Below are 14,324 nucleotides of genomic sequence, written 5' to 3' on the forward strand. Positions count from 1 at the left end.
TCCTACATCATCAGCCAAGGCAGGCGTGCAGCGGGCTCGCTGGACAGCGTCAGCTCCTGCCCCTGCCGGGCCCGATTGGAGCCTTCCTTCTTCGGTTCGTCTTATCTAAGCAGCAACGGCCCTACACCGTCGACAGCTGACGCCTACCTAGGCCCAATATCCACCCGCGGCCCAGGCTATGACCGTACCCCTAAAGACGAGCTTGTCGACAGCGAGATCGAAGAGGAGGAAGAAGAGGTCGAGCAGGAGCAGTTGATTACCCTGCGCATTGGGATGTTCTTCGATGGCACCGGCAACAACCGGGACAACAGTGAAAAAGTGCGCGCTTGCTTTGCCCGCGACGTAAACCTTGAGGAAGCGGCTGCGGACATCCGTCAGTTCTGCGTGCAGCATGGATTTGATGGCCATGGCGGCGCCCCCGATAACAGTTACGGTAATGACAGCAGTAATGTGGCCAAGCTTTATAAGCTCTACAGAGACGACAGCGACAAGCAAATTCCAGATGATGAGACAGAAGCGTCATTTCCCGTCTATGTCGAAGGCATCGGCACCAGCAGCACCCAAGGCGACTCGATGTATTCGCAAGCCACCGGCCTTGGCACCCAAGGGGTCAGGGCCCGTGTTGAGGAAAGTCCAGCGCTACTTCTTGAAACCCTTCGGACCTTTCAGGAGAAGAACCCCGATAAGCGCATCAAGCGCATTGAGTTCGACATTTTCGGTTTCAGTCGTGGTGCAGCAGCGGCAAGGGATTTTGCCAACGAGGTGCTCAAAGGTCCCGACAGCATCATTGCCAAAGCGCTCCCAGCTGGATCACCGGTGCTGGCAGATAACTTCGCCTGGACCCACCAGACCGATTTCTGCATCAACTACATCGGCATTTTCGACACAGTCGCGGCGATAACCTCGTACCTGGACGGCGACTTCAGCAGCAATAACGCCATTAACCCTGGCATTGATATTCGCCTCGCGCCGGGTGCTGCCAAAAAGGTCGTTCACCTGGTCGCCAAGGACGAACGGCGCTACAACTTCTCGTTGAACAAAGCGGGCGACGCGGACATCGCCCTGCCCGGCGTGCATTCCGATCTGGGCGGCGGATACCGGCCCGATATGGTCGAGCGCGTGCTGCTGAGCAAACCGCGCCACAGCGTAATCGATAAACAGACGCCGACCCACAGCGCTGTCAGTTATCAACTCACGCTGCAAGACTTGCAACAGATCCAGGCGTTGTACGCCAATTACGCCCTGCCGCTGGAAATCCGTACATGGCAGGTGAATGTCGATAGTTATGCCCACGGAGATTTCTCTCACACTAAACGGGTCTATGCGGCCGTCAGTAGCCTGCGCGAAGTACGCAATGATCTGGGGCTGATTTACCTGCGCATCATGCGTGAATTGGCGGTGCAGCATGGCGTGCCGTTTCAAGAAATTCCTAACGACGATAAACGGCTGGCATTGCCTGAAGATCTCCTTCCCATCGCCGAGAAACTCATGGCTTATGCCATGGGGAAATCCAGCACCTACGGCTTAAGCCCCACCGAGGAGGCGTTGCTCTATCAGTGCTACGTTCACCTCTCCTCGCACTGGAACCCCGCCACTCACTCGACGGCTGAACGCGATACGGTGTTCATCAACCGCCCCGGCGACAACGACCTACGCACGGAGCACCCCAATGAGTAAGCTCGTATTAATCTTCGCACTGGGGCTTTTAATTACTGCCTGCACCAGCGCGAACAACCATTCACTGCCTTACGACGCCTGGCGTCTTGGCTTTTTCGCCCCTGATTACATGGAGGTCTGGATTGAGACAGCCAACGTCTTGGATAACAGTGGTTATGTCATTTTCGAAGCAGCTAGCGGCGTACCTTCCATAGGGTATCCACGGGCACGAAGCAAGGGGATTCCTGAGGTATTCAAAGGCGACCCTAAGGGATGGCCAGATCGTGTCGGTTGGGGTAAAGGCAAATACGTCAAGGGCGCAGATCTACCCAAACAACTCTATATCCGCTGGCGATCTTTGGTCGAGCCGCAAACTTATCAGGCCCGGATCGATATAGCTGAAGCGACACGAGAGATCATGCGCAAGGGCGAGAAAACCTTTTGCCGTGCCGACGCGAAATGGATCACCGACTACCGCAAAGCCATTGTCATCGGCTTGGCACCCGGAGGCATTGCCAAGGCCTGGGTCACAGGCCCCTGCTTGACGCCTATCGAGATCGCACGGGTGCAGGGAACGCATGTTCAGCGAGGGCACAACGACGGCGACTCCGGTGGTAAATACGACCCGCCCTCGGCTGAATCCAGAGCCTACATCGAGAAATTCGGCATCCCGTATGGCTCATGGTGAGCACCCTGATGAATAAGCTTTTGTCGCTCATCCTTTCAGCATTCGTTCTCAGCGGCTGCACAACCGCTAACAGCCGTTCGATGCCTTACGAGGCCTGGCGATTGGGCTTCTTTGCGCCTGCCTATATGGAGGTATGGATTGAGACCGCTGATGCCATCGGTATCGACGGGATGGTTCGCATCCAGGCGGGCAGCGGTTACCCTGCGATGAGTTATCCGAGTGCTTTCAGTAAAGGCATTCCAGAGGTATTCAAAGGCAAACCAGCGGGTTGGCCTGTACGGATGGGCTGGGGAAAAGGCAAATACGTCAAAGGCGCCGACCTGCCCAAGCAGATCTATGTCCGCTGGCAATCGCTGGTCGAGCCGCAGATTTATCACACGCGCATCGATATCCCTGAGTCAATCCGAGACATCATGCGCAAGGGGGAAAAAACGCTCTGCCCTGCTGATGGGAAATGGATCACCGACTACCGCAAAGCCATCGTTATCGGCTTGGCACCCGGTGGCATCGCCAAGGCCTGGGTCACAGGCCCCTGCTTGACGCCTATCGAGATCGCACGGGTGCAGGCCAAGGTTGATCCGACTGGGCCGTATGACGGCAAATCCGGTGGTAAGTACCGTCCTCTGTCTCCCACCTCAAAAGCCTATGTTGAGAAATTCGGCGTTCCTTATGGCTCGTGGTGAACAGTTGAATGAAAAAGCTCGTATTAATCTTCGCACTGGGGCTTTTAATTACCGGCTGCACCAGCGCGAACAACCATTCACTGCCTTACGACGCCTGGCGTCTTGGCTTTTTCGCCCCTGACTACATGGAGGTCTGGATTGAAACCGCTGATGCCATCGGTATCGATGGGATGGTCCGTATCGAAGCAGCTAGCGGCGTACCTTCCATAGGGTATCCACGGGCACGAAGCAAGGGGATTCCTGAGGTATTCAAAGGTGACCCGAAGGGATGGCCAGATCGTGTCGGCTGGGGCAAAGGCAAATACCTCAAAGGTGCCGCCCTGCCCAAGCAGATCTATGTCCGCTGGCAATCGCTGGTCGAGCCGCAGATTTATCACACGCGCATCGATATCCCTGAATCAATCCGAGAGATCATGCGCAAAAAAGAAAATGCATTCTGTCGATTTACCGGCAAAACGGAAGTTCAATACCGCGAAGCCATCGTTATCGGCTTGGCACCCGGTGGCATTGCCAAGGCCTGGGTCACAGGCCCCTGCTTGACGCCTATCGAGATCGCGCGAGTGCAGGCCAAGATTGATCCGACTGGGCCGTATGACGGCAAATCCGGTGGTAAGTACCGTCCTCTGTCTCCCACTTCAAAAGCCTATGTTGAGAAATTCGGCGTGCCTTATGGCTCGTGGTGAGCAGTAGAGTGAATAAGCTACTGCCAGTCATCCTGCTATCGATATTGCTCAGCGGCTGCACAACCGCTAACAGCCGTTCGATGCCCTACGATGCCTGGCATCTAAGTTTTTTTGCACCAGACTACATGGAAGTATGGATTGAGACCGCTGATGCCATCGGTATCGATGGAATGGTGCGTATCCAGGCAGGGAGCGGGATTCCTGCTATTGGCTATCCACGAGCGTTCAGCAAAGGGATCCCGGAAGTATTTAGAGGCAGTCCGAAGGGATGGGACGAAACACCGAGCTGGGGAAAAGGCAAATACGTCAAAGGCGCCGACCTGCCCAAGCAGATCTATGTCCGCTGGCAATCGCTGGTCGAGCCGCAGATTTATCACACGCGCATCGATATCCCTGAATCAATCCGAGAGATCATGCGCAAAAAAGAAAATGCGTTCTGTCGATTTACTGGCAAAACGGAAGTTCAATACCGCGAAGCCATCGTCATCGGCTTGGCACCCGGTGGCATTGCCAAGGCCTGGGTCACAGGCCCCTGCTTGACGCCTATCGAGATCGCGCGGGTGCAGGCCAAGGTTGATCCGACTGGGCCTAATGATGGCGAATCAAATGGTCAATTCGACCCGCCCTCGGCTGAATCCAGAGCCTATATCAAGAAGTTCGGTATCCCATACGGATCGTGGTGAACACCTCAATGAATAAGCTTTTGTCGCTCATCCCACCACAACGGACCCTGTTTGCTGTGCGACAGAGCGGCGTATCTCTTACAGGCGTGATGCGATATGCCGTACTTGCTGGATGACCAAGCTTTGCCAATAATGCGCGCAACCTTTGTTGCGTAAGGGCGGGTGCATCGCCCTCCCATGAAAAAAAATGAGCTGTCAATCAGGCTGCTCGGTTTTTCGGTGCATCTATAACTAGTTGTCGCATTGAAGAAATATCGACTTCAGACCTGCCGTTAAAATGCCGACCACTCGCCGACGGCATGTCGAGCCAAGCCTTGATGGCACCTCGCCTCGCAATCACTGATCTTCCTTCTGCACATTGAGCGTCTCGCTCACTCTGCCATTTGTCGCGCTTTACCGATGGGGTCCAAAAAAATGAAAAAGCTCATGCTTCTTGGCGCACTGGCGCTGTCCGTTTTGGCACAGCCAGCCTTCGCCGATGAAAAGCCTCTGAAAATCGGCATCGAAGCGGCTTACCCTCCGTTTGCCTCGAAAGCACCGGACGGCAACATCGTCGGCTTTGACTACGACATCGGTAACGCGTTGTGCGAAGAAATGAACGTCAAATGCACATGGGTCGAGCAGGAATTCGACGGGCTGATCCCGGCACTCAAAGTGCGCAAGATCGACGCTATTGTGTCGTCTATGTCGATCACCGAAGACCGCAAGAAATCGGTCGATTTCAGCAATAAGTACTACAACACTCCGGCCCGTCTGGTCATGAAGCAAGGCACCGTTGTCAGTGATAGCCTGAGCGAGCTCAAGGGCAAGAACATCGGCGTGCAACGTGGATCGATCCACGAGCGTTTCGCCAGGGAAGTTTTGGCTCCACTGGGTGCCGAGATCAAACCGTACAGCTCGCAAAACGAAATCTACCTGGACATCGGTGCCGGTCGTCTCGATGGCACCGTAGCGGATGCCACGTTGTTACAGGATGGCTTCCTCAACACTGATTCCGGCAAAGGCTATGCATTCGTTGGCCCGGCTTTCACCGACGTCAACTATTTCGGTGACGGCGTAGGCATCGCTGTGCGCAAGGGCGACAAGGCTGACCTGGACAAAATCAACGCCGCTATCGCCGCCATTCGGGCCAACGGCAAGTACAAGGCGATCCAGGACAAATACTTCAACTTCGACATCTACGGCCAGTAAGTCGTTTTGACCTCACTTATGGCGCAACAGCATGGTTTCAAGCCGTCTGATTGCGCCATTTTCATGTCCACGCCAGAGGGCCGAACACCATGTTGAAAGGCTACGGGGCTGTCATCCTCGACGGTGCATGGCTGACCCTACAGCTCGCCTTGGCCTCCATGGCGCTGGCGATTGTCCTCGGCCTGATCGGTGTGGCACTGCGGCTGTCGCCAGTACGCTGGCTGGCGTGGCTGGGCGACCTGTATTCCACGGTGATTCGTGGCATTCCCGATCTGGTGCTGATTCTGCTGATCTTTTACGGCGGTCAGGATTTGCTCAACCGTGTCGCGCCCTTGCTCGGTTATGACGATTACATCGACCTCAACCCACTGATGGCCGGCATCGGCACGCTGGGTTTCATTTTTGGTGCGTACCTCTCGGAAACCTTTCGCGGCGCATTTATGGCGATTCCCAAAGGTCAGGCCGAAGCAGGCATGGCGTACGGCATGAGCAGTACTCGGGTGTTTTTCCGTATCCTCGTGCCACAGATGATTCGTCTGGCGATCCCCGGTTTTACCAACAATTGGCTGGTATTGACCAAGGCCACTGCGCTGATTTCCGTGGTGGGTCTGCAAGACATGATGTTCAAGGCCAAGCAGGCGGCGGATGCCACCCGCGAACCCTTCACTTTCTTTCTCGCGGTCGCGGCGATGTACCTGGTCATCACCAGTGTGTCGCTGCTGGTACTGCGTTATGTCGAGAAACGCTATTCGGCAGGCGTTAGGGCGGCAGACCTATGATTTTCGATTACCACGTGATCTGGGAAAACCTGCCGCTGTACTTCGGTGGCCTGCTAATCACTTTGAAGCTGCTGGGGATTTCGCTGTTTTTCGGTCTGTTGGTGGCCTTGCCACTGGGGCTGATGCGCGTCTCGACCGTGCGCTGGGTCAACCTGAGCGCCTGGCTGTACACCTACGTGATTCGTGGCACGCCAATGCTGGTTCAGCTATTTCTGATCTACTACGGCCTGGCGCAGTTTCAGGTGGTGCGCGAAAGCTTCCTCTGGCCGGTGTTATCCAGCGCAACCTTTTGCGCGTGTCTGGCGTTTGCGATCAACACCAGCGCTTACACCGCCGAAATTATCGCTGGCAGCTTGAAGGCGACGCCTGCGGGCGAGATCGAAGCGGCCAGGGCGATGGGCATGTCGCGCTCGAAAATGTACCGCCGCATTCTGTTGCCATCGGCGTTGCGCCGGGCGCTGCCGCAGTACAGTAATGAGGTAATCATGATGCTGCAGAGCACCAGTCTGGCCTCCATCGTGACCCTGATTGACATCACTGGCGCGGCCCGTACAGTCAACGCCCAGTTCTATCTGCCTTTCGAGGCGTATATCACCGCAGGGGCTCTTTACCTGTGCCTGACCTTCATTCTGGTGCGCCTGTTCAAGCTGGCCGAGCGTCGCTGGCTGAGCTACCTCGCGCCAAGGGAGCACTGATATGCAACGCGTCGATCATGTTTTGCCGTGGAGCACCCTCGGTACCGAGCGGCAACTGAGCGTGTTTCGTTTCGGCAAGGGCGAGCGCAAGGCCTATATCCAGGCCAGTCTGCATGCCGATGAATTGCCCGGCATGCGCACCGCCTGGGAATTGAAAAAACGTCTGGCTGAACTGGAAGAGCAAGGGTTGCTCAACGGCGTCATCGAGTTGGTGCCGGTGGCCAATCCAATCGGTCTGGGCCAACTGATGCAAGGTGCTCACCAAGGCCGCTTCGAGTTCGGCAGTGGCAAGAATTTCAACCGTGATTTCACCGACCTGAGCGAGCCAGTGGCCAAGTTGCTCAATGGTCAGTTGGGTGATGACCCGCACGCCAACATCCAGTTGATCCGCCAGTCCATGGTGTCCGTGCTGGAGCAATTACCTGCGCCAACAAGCCAATTGCAGGGCTTGCAGCGTTTATTGCTGAGCCACGCCTGCGTCGCAGATATCGTCCTCGATCTGCATTGCGATGCCGAGGCGGCGCTGCACATGTACGCGTTACCGCAACACTGGCCGCAATGGCGTTCGTTGGCTGCGCATCTGGATGTTCGCGTGGGCCTGCTGGCTGAAGAATCCGGCGGCAGTTCGTTCGATGAAGCGTGCTCGTTGCCCTGGTTGCGGCTTTCCCGGCAGTTTCCCGAGGCGCAGATTCCACTGGTCTGCCTGGCGACTACCCTCGAATTGGGCGGTCAGGCCGATACCGGCAAGCTGCAAGCCGAGGCGCACGCCGAGGGCATTCTGGCATTTCTCGCCGAGCAAGGGTTGATCGGCGGCGAGTGGCCAAAACCCCAAGTCGAAGCCTGTGAAGGCATGCCGTTCGAAGGCACCGAATTGCTCTATGCTCCGCATCCCGGCGTAGTGACGTTTCTGCGTCAAGCCGGCGCGTGGGTAGAAGTGGGTGAGCCCTTGTTCGAGGTGATTGATCCGCTGTCCGACAAGGCAACCACGGTCTGTGCTGGAACCGCCGGTGTGCTGTTCGCCATCGAGCGACTGCGCTACGCCCAGCCGGGTTTCTGGTTGGCCAAAGTGGCGGGGCGCACTGCGCTGCGTCAGGGTCGCTTGCTCAGCGACTGACTTTTTTGAGAAACGAAAGCTGTGAGAACCGAAAGCATGAACAAGCTGGAAATCCAGGACCTGCACAAGCGGTACGGCAGCCACGAAGTGCTCAAGGGCGTTTCCCTGACGGCCAAGGCGGGCGATGTGATCAGCATCATCGGCTCCAGTGGTTCGGGCAAAAGTACCTTTCTACGTTGCATCAACCTGCTTGAGCAGCCTCATGCCGGCAGAATCCTGCTGAACAATGAAGAGCTGAAGCTGGTTGCGGGCAAGGACGGCGCCCTCAAGGCTGCGGACCCCAAGCAGTTGCAGCGCATGCGCTCGCGGCTGTCCATGGTGTTCCAGCACTTCAACCTGTGGTCACACATGACAGCATTGGAGAACATCATCGAAGCACCGATTCATGTGCTCGGCCTGTCGAAAAAGGAAGCGCTGGAGAAAGCCGAGCATTACCTGGCCAAGGTGGGCGTTTCCCACCGCAAGGATGCCTATCCTGGGCATATGTCCGGTGGTGAGCAGCAGCGAGTGGCGATTGCCCGTGCGCTGGCGATGGAGCCGGAAGTCATGCTGTTCGATGAGCCAACTTCCGCGTTGGACCCAGAGCTGGTCGGTGACGTACTGAAAGTCATGCAGGCGCTGGCGCAGGAAGGCCGGACCATGGTCGTGGTGACTCATGAAATGGGTTTTGCCCGTGAGGTGTCGAACCAGTTGATCTTCCTGCATCAAGGTGTGGTGCAAGAGCAGGGTGATCCGCGTGAAGTGCTGCTCAATCCACAATCGGAACGCTTGCAGGGCTTCCTCTCGGGTAGCTTGAAGTAACGACTGGCGGTGGCTTTTGCTGCAGAACAGGTCATGCTGCGATTCATTCATATCGACGACATGACCTGGTTGGACCCGATTTAGCGCAAGCACCTCAACGCTTGACCCATGCAGGCCGCCGTAGTTTTCACACGGTCCGCACAATAAATAGCGACACGTTTCGGATTGCACACCATGACTGCCCATCGAATAGGTTTCCTTATTTGGCCCAGCACCAAAGCCCTGACTTTGGCGCTGGCCGAGGAAGCCTTGCGTGTCGCCCAGCGGGTCCACCCCGATGTGGTTTACGAATTGTCTTTTTTGCAGGCCGAAACCCCGCTCGATGGCGCTGCCTGGCAACTTCCAGGCGAGCCGTGGAATGGGCGACTGGAAGGGTGTCAGAAAATTTTCCTGTTGGCCGACGAACCACCCGCGCCTATGTCTTCTGCCCTGAGTGGCGCGCTCAAGCAAGTGGTTCGCGCGGGTTGCATAGTCGGGGGCTTGTCGGCCGGTGTTTATCCGCTGGCGCAGTTGGGATTGCTGGACGGTTACCGTGCTGCGGTGCATTGGCGCTGGCAGGATGATTTTGCCGAACGCTTCCCGAAGGTCATCGCTACCAGTCATCTGTTTGATTGGGACCGGGACCGTCTGACTGCCTGCGGTGGACTGTCGGTGCTGGATCTGCTGCTGGCGGTGCTGTCCCGCGATCACGGCGCTGAGCTCGCCGGTGCGGTATCCGAAGAGTTGGTGGTGGAGCGTATTCGTGAAGGCGGCGAGCGTCAGCGCATTCCATTGCAAAATCGCCTGGGGTCGAGCCATCCGAAGCTGACCCAGGCGGTACTGTTGATGGAGGCGAACATTGAGGAGCCGCTGACCACTGACGAGATCGCCCAGCATGTCTGTGTGTCGCGACGGCAACTGGAGCGGATTTTCAAGCAGTACCTCAATCGCGTACCGAGCCAGTATTATCTGGAGCTACGCTTGAACAAGGCGCGGCAGATGCTGATGCAGACCAGCAAATCGATCATCCAGATCGGCTTGTCGTGTGGCTTCTCATCAGGCCCGCATTTCTCCAGTGCCTACCGAAACTTTTTCGGCGCCACCCCCCGCGAAGACCGCAACCAACGCCGCAGTAATAGCCCGTTTGAATTATCGTCGGTGCCGGCTGAGCGCGGTTGAGCGCAGAATCCTTGGCGCATCCATGTGCAGGCGACATCTATATGGCGTCGTGCGACAAAGGCATCTTCTCCCCGCATCCGACGCGGGCCTTTCATTCGTGTGACCGTTATGATTTCGCCCATCTACCCGACCACGGTGTGACATGAACTCTCCAGATCCCTCCAAGCCCGCTATGCATGATCGCAATCGGTTCAGCGCTTCTTTATTAGGTGCTGGTTGCGAGCCTGACCCCCGCTTTACCCTGGCCAATGAGCGTACGTTTCTGGCCTGGATTCGCACGGCGCTGGCGTTTCTTGCCGGCGGTATTGCGGTTGAGGCATTCACCGGCGAAGTCTTTGGCCCCGACCTGCGCAGAGGCGTGGCGTTGACGTTGCTGGTGTTGGCAATGTTGGTCAGTGGCAGTGCCTGTGTGCGTTGGCTGAAAGTGGAACGCGCGATGCGCCAGCGCAAACCGCTACCGTTGCCGGTGCTGATACCGCTTCTGTCGTTGGGCGGGGCGTTGGTCGCGGCCGGGTTGATCGTGTTTTTGAGCTTTGGCGCTTTGTGATTCGTCGCACCGCGGGTCGCACGCGGGCAGCCATCGGGCATGATGATCCAGGGTTGCAGCCGGAGCGCACGTTGCTGGCGTGGCGCCGCACCCTAATGACATTGATCGTGTGTTGCACGCTGTTCCTGCGCTGGATTCCGCATTTCGGGCTGATTGCACTGATCCCTATAATCGTGACCCTGGCGGCGTGCCTGTTGATCCAGCTGGGGCTGAATTCGCGCTACCGCAAGAGTACGCGCGGCATGCGCAAAGAGCGGATTTCGGTGCCGTTGCGCGAGGTAATGGTACTCGGCGCTATCGTGATCGTCCTGGGCCTCATCGGGATTTATGCCGTGATGTTTCCCTGAGTACTGTCGGCAACTGACACACCGCATCGCAGCCTATGGCGACTCCTCCAGGTTATTGGGGCGATGCGGGCCATAGGCCGTCGTGCGGGTCGCCGCGTTTGGTGGTCATCGCCTTGAATGCCTTGCATCCGCTGATCAATCCTACTGTGGCGCGAGGCTACCGGGGCTGGTCAGGCGATGACCACGGTCCAGCGCTGCGATCTGCGCCATGTCTTGCTAGTTCGCTGCGCAAACACCAAGTAACGGGAAAGAGACTTTTGGTTTCAGGTCATGAATGCATGGATTGTAGGGTGGATATCCTCACGGTTTTGCAAGAGAGGTGGCTTAACGCTTCATATCGAGGATCATGCAGGTGGTAGTGCCGGTGGCGTACAGCCGACCCTCGGCGTCATAGATACGGCCTTCGGCCAAGGCGGTAGAGCGACCGACATGGACCACTGTGCCCTCAGCGCGAATCGGGCCGACCTTATTGCTCAACGCGCGTACATAGCTGATACGCAGGTCGAGGGTGGTGTAGCCCTGACCTTTTTGCAGGCGGGTGTGAATGGCGCAGCCCATGCACGAATCCAGCAGCGTTGCTGCATAACCGCCATGCACACTGCCCAACGGGTTGTAGTGCTGAGGGCCGGGCGTGCCCTGGAAGATGAACGTGCCATCGGACCATTCCAGCGGCACGAAATCCATCAGTTCCCCAATCGGTGGATGGGGATACACACCATTGCCGACCCCGTCGAAGAATTCCTGCGGTGTGAGCTGTGCAACGTCCATCAGGCTCATGCTCCCGACCTTGCCCAGTCGAGCACGGATGTCCTGCTCCTGAGCCAGCCAAAGGGCAATGGTGTCTTCGCGAGAGCTGCTGGGCATGGCTTCCAACTCCTTCTGGCATTCGGCGGGATGACCGGATGCATTTAAATTACGGACATAATCCCTATATTCGATGTTGATCGCAATACAATAAATGTCCAACAGAGACTGAAGCGTTCACTTGATAGGCAGAGCAGGCGACTTTGACGCGATCTTTTGTGGACGCTTACGAACCGTTGAAGGCTGCGATTTATTGCCTATCGGGTAACGAGTCTTTATATGACTCACCGGTTCGCAACCTTCGGCGGTTCCTACAGGATCGAGGGCTATCAGGTGTGGCTATTTTTTCTCACAAAATGCTGATGCATATCTGCCGTCAGCGTTTCGATCCGCTCGCTCAGCTCCTTGGTCATTTGCGTCAGTCGGGTGTTTTGCTCCAGCAGTTCCAACATTTGTGCGGTATTTTGCGCTGCCTGCGCCATGCGCTCTTCATTGGCCACGGCGAGCGCTTCGCGGTGCTGCGCGTCGGCGTCGGCGTTGGCTTTGTCGCGCGCGGCCTGTCTGGTTTGTGCCAGCAGGATCAGCGGGGCGGCATAGGCCGATTGCAGGCTGAAGGCCAGGTTCAGCAGGATGAAGGGGTAGACATCGAATTTCACCAGGCCGGTCATATTCGCCACCACCCACAGCACCACGATGATGGTTTGGCCGCCTAGAAATGTGGGGGTGCCGAAGAAACGTGCGAATGCCTCGGCCTTGAGCGCGAACGCGTCGTTACCGAAGGTTGGCATCAGATGCGCATGGGCTTTGTGAAAGCGCAGATGATCGACGGTGGATTTACGTTTGGGGGCGCCAGTTACCGGGGTAGCTGAATCAGGTGCTGCGGTGGGCATGGTGGTTTCCTGCTGGCAAAAACATGCCCCACTATAAGCGCGGACTTTGCAGCTTTGTAGCCACTTGTTGCACATCGGCTGAACGTGCGCTTAACGCCCCCTATTTGCGTGAGGCGTGCTTTATGGCGTTGCCGGAACGATTGGCCCCGGGCGCAGGGATGTGCGTTCCTGTGAGAGCATTTTCTGCCAGGCAAACCCTATCGGTCCAAACAGGGCACCGCGGGCAGGCTTTCTCCCGCAATGGCCCAGCTCGAACCCCTGTGCAGTCAATCCACCGGGTCAGGATGCAAAGGTTTGGATAGGTGCATGATGTTCGCGTAGTCGTACACATACTGCCGTCCCGCGTGGCTGGTCAGGCGCAGTCTGTCGATCAGTTGTCGCTCTTTTTTGCTCAGGTATATCAATCCTTGATGGTCACTGGACTTGAGGCGATCACGTTCATGGGCGTCAGGGAAAGTGATGACGTTCGTCATGAAATATCTCCTTTATTGGGTCCTAGCTCCCGGCTCCATCTTCCGGGGTCACCGTTTGTCGTGCGACTGCGCACCTTACCCATAAAAAGTCTGCCCCTTCAACCCTGCAAATGATCAACGGATCACAGTATTTGCGTGATTTCGAAGGATTGCCGGGCGCCATTGACGCTGATTTCCAGCTCATCGCCGTCGAACTTGCCGATCAGGTTTTGACCTAACGGCGCCTTGGCGGTGATGACAGTGATCAAGATGTGCTCGTGACGGACCTTCAAACCGGCTGCGTCTGGCCCAAGAAACAAGTGCTGTTGCACGCCGTGAGCCGACTCAAGGGTAATCAGATCCCCCGACTGAATACCGCGTTGTTCGTCGTAAGGCTCAAGCACCAGCTTTTGATACAGCACCAACGAATGACGAATTTCCTCTACCCGTCGCGCCTGACCTGCCGCCAGATACGAGGCCTCCAGGCCCAGCGTGTCGTATTTGTTCTCGGCGATGTTCTCTTCATGCGTCGCTGTTTCATAGGCCGTTTGCGCGGCCCGAGTGGCGACATCGAGGTCAACTTTTAGCGTCTCGATGATCTGTTGCAAAACGTGTTGTTTGTTCATGGGCATCGATTCATTTTTGTCGGCTCAACCGCAGAATTGATAAACACTGGCGCGGCTCTTTTCACTGGGGGCGGTCTGGTTTTGTTGCATCCAGAACTGGCATTTCGGGCCGTTGAAGGATTTCTGCCGCTCGGCCTGTTCTGCTTCCTGCGCCTGACGCTGCTCGCTGTCGTGCAATATCTGCCTGTACTGATCGAACATCGGATTGTCACTTTGCGGCTGTGCTTTGGGTGCGGGAGGTGCCGCCAGTTGCGTTGCTGCGTTAGTCAGCGCTTGCGCCTGTTCGGCTGGCAGCAGCTTGAAAATCAGCAGCCCAGTAAGGACGATAGCGATAAACCCCAGCCAGATACCCAGCGCAATACAGAGCAATAATTTCAATGGCTTAATCGTGACCGACAATTCGCGACGGCGTATCGAGGTGGGCATGACAGACTCCGGACTTGGCACGTGGTTGACATGGGCATGTGAATGCCGGCGATTGTCGCACGTCCGGGGCTGGTGATCGTGCGCCGTTATGAAGGACAATT

Annotated in this window: 18 protein-coding genes; 13 read left to right on the forward strand and 5 right to left on the reverse strand. The window is 56.8% G+C overall.

Annotated features, from left to right (window positions below; translation table 11 throughout):
- From VGC62_RS07370 to VGC62_RS07430, 13 genes are all read left to right on the forward strand, one after another.
- The coding region (locus tag VGC62_RS07370) for a DUF2235 domain-containing protein (protein WP_331186414.1) at positions 1-1,677 on the forward strand (1,677 nt) is incomplete at its 5' end.
- Positions 1,670-2,344: a DUF2931 family protein gene (locus VGC62_RS07375; protein ID WP_331186415.1), complete on the forward strand. Its 675-nt coding sequence runs from the start codon at positions 1,670-1,672 to the stop codon at positions 2,342-2,344. The genes VGC62_RS07370 and VGC62_RS07375, both read left to right, overlap by 8 nt.
- A gap of 8 nt (positions 2,345-2,352) precedes the next feature.
- Positions 2,353-3,027, forward strand: coding sequence for a DUF2931 family protein (locus VGC62_RS07380; protein WP_331186416.1), 675 nt, complete (start codon positions 2,353-2,355; stop codon positions 3,025-3,027).
- An 8-nt stretch (positions 3,028-3,035) separates the two neighbouring features.
- Positions 3,036-3,710: a DUF2931 family protein gene (locus tag VGC62_RS07385; protein WP_331186417.1), complete on the forward strand. Its 675-nt coding sequence runs from the start codon at positions 3,036-3,038 to the stop codon at positions 3,708-3,710.
- 8 nt (positions 3,711-3,718) lie between these two features.
- The gene (locus VGC62_RS07390) at positions 3,719-4,393 is read left to right on the forward strand and encodes a DUF2931 family protein (RefSeq protein WP_331186418.1); all 675 of its coding nucleotides are present in this window, start codon (positions 3,719-3,721) and stop codon (positions 4,391-4,393) included.
- Between the two features lie 414 nt (positions 4,394-4,807).
- Positions 4,808-5,584: an ABC transporter substrate-binding protein gene (locus VGC62_RS07395; RefSeq protein ID WP_331186419.1), complete on the forward strand. Its 777-nt coding sequence runs from the start codon at positions 4,808-4,810 to the stop codon at positions 5,582-5,584.
- An 89-nt stretch (positions 5,585-5,673) separates the two neighbouring features.
- Complete coding sequence (locus tag VGC62_RS07400) at positions 5,674-6,363, forward strand: ABC transporter permease (RefSeq protein WP_331186420.1); 690 nt, start codon at positions 5,674-5,676, stop codon at positions 6,361-6,363.
- Positions 6,360-7,058: an ABC transporter permease gene (locus tag VGC62_RS07405; RefSeq protein WP_331186421.1), complete on the forward strand. Its 699-nt coding sequence runs from the start codon at positions 6,360-6,362 to the stop codon at positions 7,056-7,058. The genes VGC62_RS07400 and VGC62_RS07405 overlap by 4 nt, the downstream gene beginning before the upstream one ends.
- A 1-nt stretch (position 7,059) precedes the next feature.
- A complete protein-coding gene (locus tag VGC62_RS07410; protein WP_331186422.1) occupies positions 7,060-8,172 on the forward strand; it encodes a succinylglutamate desuccinylase/aspartoacylase family protein in 1,113 nt (370 codons plus the stop codon).
- A gap of 36 nt (positions 8,173-8,208) precedes the next feature.
- Positions 8,209-8,973 (forward strand): ABC transporter ATP-binding protein, encoded by a 765-nt coding sequence (locus tag VGC62_RS07415; RefSeq protein WP_331186423.1) that lies wholly within the window; start codon positions 8,209-8,211, stop codon positions 8,971-8,973.
- Positions 8,974-9,147: 174 nt separating this feature from the next.
- A complete protein-coding gene (gene argR, locus VGC62_RS07420; protein WP_331186424.1) occupies positions 9,148-10,131 on the forward strand; it encodes a transcriptional regulator ArgR in 984 nt (327 codons plus the stop codon).
- Positions 10,132-10,273: 142 nt separating this feature from the next.
- Positions 10,274-10,678 (forward strand): YidH family protein, encoded by a 405-nt coding sequence (locus tag VGC62_RS07425; RefSeq protein ID WP_331186425.1) that lies wholly within the window; start codon positions 10,274-10,276, stop codon positions 10,676-10,678.
- Entirely contained in the window at positions 10,675-11,025 is a 351-nt protein-coding gene (locus tag VGC62_RS07430) for a DUF202 domain-containing protein (protein WP_331186426.1), read from the forward strand. The genes VGC62_RS07425 and VGC62_RS07430 overlap by 4 nt, the downstream gene beginning before the upstream one ends.
- Before the next feature lie 324 nt (positions 11,026-11,349).
- Here VGC62_RS07430 and VGC62_RS07435 read toward each other — a convergent pair whose 3' ends face one another.
- The 5 genes from VGC62_RS07435 to VGC62_RS07455 all read right to left on the reverse strand — a co-directional run bounded on the left by VGC62_RS07435 (position 11,350) and on the right by VGC62_RS07455 (position 14,223).
- A complete protein-coding gene (locus tag VGC62_RS07435; RefSeq protein ID WP_331186427.1) occupies positions 11,350-11,889 on the reverse strand; it encodes a PaaI family thioesterase in 540 nt (179 codons plus the stop codon).
- A 269-nt stretch (positions 11,890-12,158) separates the two neighbouring features.
- The gene (locus VGC62_RS07440) at positions 12,159-12,617 is read right to left on the reverse strand and encodes a DUF1003 domain-containing protein (RefSeq protein WP_331186459.1); all 459 of its coding nucleotides are present in this window, start codon (positions 12,615-12,617) and stop codon (positions 12,159-12,161) included.
- Between the two features lie 368 nt (positions 12,618-12,985).
- Entirely contained in the window at positions 12,986-13,192 is a 207-nt protein-coding gene (locus VGC62_RS07445) for a hypothetical protein (RefSeq protein ID WP_331186428.1), read from the reverse strand.
- 122 nt (positions 13,193-13,314) lie between these two features.
- Entirely contained in the window at positions 13,315-13,797 is a 483-nt protein-coding gene (locus tag VGC62_RS07450) for a transcription elongation factor GreAB (RefSeq protein WP_331186429.1), read from the reverse strand.
- Between the two features lie 24 nt (positions 13,798-13,821).
- On the reverse strand, positions 13,822-14,223 hold the full coding sequence (locus VGC62_RS07455; protein ID WP_331186430.1) for a hypothetical protein: 402 nt from the start codon (positions 14,221-14,223) through the stop codon (positions 13,822-13,824).
- Between the last annotated feature and the right edge of the window lie 101 nt (positions 14,224-14,324).

It is taken from the genome of Pseudomonas sp. (genome assembly GCF_036404235.1).
In the GTDB taxonomy this organism is placed as follows: domain Bacteria; phylum Pseudomonadota; class Gammaproteobacteria; order Pseudomonadales; family Pseudomonadaceae; genus Aquipseudomonas.

Bases quoted from the DNA above. Each gene is read 5' to 3' on its own strand.
- VGC62_RS07375 (WP_331186415.1), top strand. From the start codon at position 1,670: ATGAGTAAGCTCGTATTAATCTTCGCACTGGGGCTTTTAATTACTGCC.
- VGC62_RS07380 (WP_331186416.1), top strand. From the start codon at position 2,353: ATGAATAAGCTTTTGTCGCTCATCCTTTCAGCATTCGTTCTCAGCGGC.
- VGC62_RS07385 (WP_331186417.1), top strand. From the start codon at position 3,036: ATGAAAAAGCTCGTATTAATCTTCGCACTGGGGCTTTTAATTACCGGC.
- VGC62_RS07395 (WP_331186419.1), top strand. From the start codon at position 4,808: ATGAAAAAGCTCATGCTTCTTGGCGCACTGGCGCTGTCCGTTTTGGCA.
- VGC62_RS07400 (WP_331186420.1), top strand. From the start codon at position 5,674: ATGTTGAAAGGCTACGGGGCTGTCATCCTCGACGGTGCATGGCTGACC.
- VGC62_RS07405 (WP_331186421.1), top strand. From the start codon at position 6,360: ATGATTTTCGATTACCACGTGATCTGGGAAAACCTGCCGCTGTACTTC.
- VGC62_RS07410 (WP_331186422.1), top strand. From the start codon at position 7,060: ATGCAACGCGTCGATCATGTTTTGCCGTGGAGCACCCTCGGTACCGAG.
- VGC62_RS07415 (WP_331186423.1), top strand. From the start codon at position 8,209: ATGAACAAGCTGGAAATCCAGGACCTGCACAAGCGGTACGGCAGCCAC.
- argR (WP_331186424.1), top strand. From the start codon at position 9,148: ATGACTGCCCATCGAATAGGTTTCCTTATTTGGCCCAGCACCAAAGCC.
- VGC62_RS07425 (WP_331186425.1), top strand. From the start codon at position 10,274: ATGAACTCTCCAGATCCCTCCAAGCCCGCTATGCATGATCGCAATCGG.
- VGC62_RS07435 (WP_331186427.1), bottom strand. From the start codon at position 11,889: ATGCCCAGCAGCTCTCGCGAAGACACCATTGCCCTTTGGCTGGCTCAG.
- VGC62_RS07440 (WP_331186459.1), bottom strand. From the start codon at position 12,617: ATGCCAACCTTCGGTAACGACGCGTTCGCGCTCAAGGCCGAGGCATTC.
- VGC62_RS07445 (WP_331186428.1), bottom strand. From the start codon at position 13,192: ATGACGAACGTCATCACTTTCCCTGACGCCCATGAACGTGATCGCCTC.
- VGC62_RS07450 (WP_331186429.1), bottom strand. From the start codon at position 13,797: ATGAACAAACAACACGTTTTGCAACAGATCATCGAGACGCTAAAAGTT.
- VGC62_RS07455 (WP_331186430.1), bottom strand. From the start codon at position 14,223: ATGCCCACCTCGATACGCCGTCGCGAATTGTCGGTCACGATTAAGCCA.